This window comes from Fulvivirga kasyanovii, assembly GCF_009711405.1.
Lineage (GTDB): Bacteria > Bacteroidota > Bacteroidia > Cytophagales > Cyclobacteriaceae > Fulvivirga > Fulvivirga kasyanovii.
Map to the genome: position 1 here is coordinate 1 of NZ_SMLW01000209.1, position 2,157 is coordinate 2,157.

The 2,157-nt window shown below is 34.7% G+C and carries 3 protein-coding genes; 2 read left to right on the top strand and 1 reads right to left on the bottom strand.

All coding sequences use genetic code 11. The features are described from left to right. Both E1163_RS00885 and E1163_RS00890 read left to right on the top strand, forming a co-directional pair. A partial coding sequence (locus E1163_RS00885; protein WP_221417887.1) for an RNA polymerase sigma factor occupies positions 1-637 on the top strand: 637 nt, incomplete at its 5' end. After that, a complete protein-coding gene (locus E1163_RS00890) occupies positions 603-1,313 on the top strand; it encodes a tetratricopeptide repeat protein (RefSeq protein WP_155168642.1) in 711 nt (236 codons plus the stop codon). The genes E1163_RS00885 and E1163_RS00890, both read left to right, overlap by 35 nt. On the opposite strand, the gene E1163_RS00895 is transcribed toward E1163_RS00890, so the two are convergent. Next, on the bottom strand, positions 1,305-2,157 hold an 853-nt coding region (locus E1163_RS00895; protein ID WP_155168643.1), incomplete at its 5' end, for a CHAT domain-containing protein. The genes E1163_RS00890 and E1163_RS00895 overlap by 9 nt on opposite strands.

A 2,157-nucleotide genomic window follows, 5' to 3' on the forward strand; every position in this document is an offset into this window, starting at 1 on the left:
TAACAATACAAGGTTTTACAGCAAAGATTTGATGTATGTTTACATTTTGTTTAATTATGTATTAATGATAAAAGACCAATATCTAGTTGATAGGCTAAAGCAGAACGACTTAAAAACTTTAGATAAAGTTTATCTCACTTATAAAGAGGACTTCTTTTTGTTTGCGCATAAATTAAATGCACCAGCAGATGATATTGCTGACATTTATCAGGAAACTATAATTAATCTATATGAGAATGTGCAAAATGGGAAGTTAGAGAAGCTAACTAGCACCTTAAAGAGTTATGTGTTTGCCATTGGAAAGTTTAAAATATACAGGCAGTTAAACGAAAACAAAAAACTATATCACGAGGAGCATATCATTCACATTTCTGAAGAAATGCAGTTATTTGAAGCCGAGTTGCATGAGGAACAACAAGCGATTCTAAAAAAATCATGGAAACTACTAGGCAGTAAATGTCAAGAGATATTAGAGTTGTTTTATTATAAAGGAATGACCTTAGATGAAATACAGGAAACCTTACAATACTCTTCAAAAGACGTGTTGAAAAGCCAAAAATCTAGATGTGTAGCGCAGTTAAAGGAATTAGCCAAAGAACGGTATGAATCAGCAAGAACTCACAGAAAAATATTTTAGCAGTCGGCTTACTAGTGACGAGTTTAAGCAATTGGAGCAAGTCTTAAAAAATGACAGCCAATTAAGAGCTGAGTTTTTCAATGAGTTGGAAATTAAACAAACCATTGCACAGGAAAAACACAGCACTTTAAAAAGTAGGTTTCAAGAATTGGACAATAAAACAAAAAAGAAAATCAGTTGGTTTCGTTATGCGGCTGCTGTGGCTTTCTTAACTGCTGTTGGTTCTATTATCTACAGCTTACAACCAAACTATCAAAATTTGTACACCGAAAATTTTGAGGTGTATCCTAATGTCATAAATCTAACTACAAGAAGCGAAACTGAGCAGGAAACCAACGAAATGGCAGCCTTTGACCTTTATGAAGATGGTAATTATAGCGAAGCCGCAAAAAATTTTAATAAGGCCTACGAAAAGGAACCAAAAGACTATTTGATTTTTTATAAAGGAATGAGTCTTTTAGCCCAAAGTGAAACGGAAGAAGGCATTCGTGTTTTGCAAAGTTATGAATGGGAAAAAAATAAAAGCGACTTTACTGCAGTGGCAAATTGGTATTTGGGCTTAGCATTCTTAAAACAGAAACAAAGTACTAAAGCCCAATTCTATCTTGAAAAAGTAGCCCGTTCAGACAGTAATTTAAGCAAGCAGGCGCAAAAATTATTAATAGAGTTAGACTGATTTGGTTCTTCTATAACGTTTATTAATAAGCACTGCGGCAATAAATATGATTCCGGCAAAAATATACCACGATAGATGACTTGTGGGGGTAATACTAGGAGTTGTATCACCATTAACTACAAACCCAGCCCAATAATAAGGATGTGATTTTAATGGATTTTTTTCTATAAAATCTTTTTTTGCATTAGTCAATGCCGTTGCTTTGTTTTCTCCTTCGCTTAGATAGTGATAAAAAGAAACCATTATTTCTGAAGTTTCCTGATCAGGCACCTCCCATAAACTATACACGCTAGAACGTACGCCAGAATAGGTTAATGCTCTCGATAAGCTTAAAAAACCTTCGCCGGCGGCTAATTTTCCAACACCGGTATTACAAGCACTTAGTACCACCAAATCTGCCGGAAAATACATACTATAGAGCGCAGAAAAATTAAAGTAATCATTGTTGTGAAAAACAAGGCTCGATTGAGTGTGTTCTTCTTCATTTAATACGGCATGCATTGCCAAATGGTAAATTTTATACGCACTTGCGTGATTAATAAAGTTTTCAACAGAAGCTTCACGATTTAAAAACAAGTCGCCATTAAATGTAGCTGAAATTTTTTCAGCTTCTATTTTGGCTGCCTTTATGTCTTTAAACCTGTTGCCTCTTGAAGTTATTCCATCAGTTTTTGGATCGTATTGAGGAGCAAAAGCAGCCAATAAATCTTGATGTTGCTTGGGTTGGTGAACATTTTTTTTGAGAAAATACCACAACGCCACGGAATTGGCATATTGAATATCATGCGTATTAACCAATGGATTAGACTCGTTTTCGAGGACTTCAAAGGGTAGATAATGTAGA

Bases quoted from the DNA above. Each gene is read 5' to 3' on its own strand.
- E1163_RS00890 (WP_155168642.1), top strand. From the start codon at position 603: ATGAATCAGCAAGAACTCACAGAAAAATATTTTAGCAGTCGGCTTACT.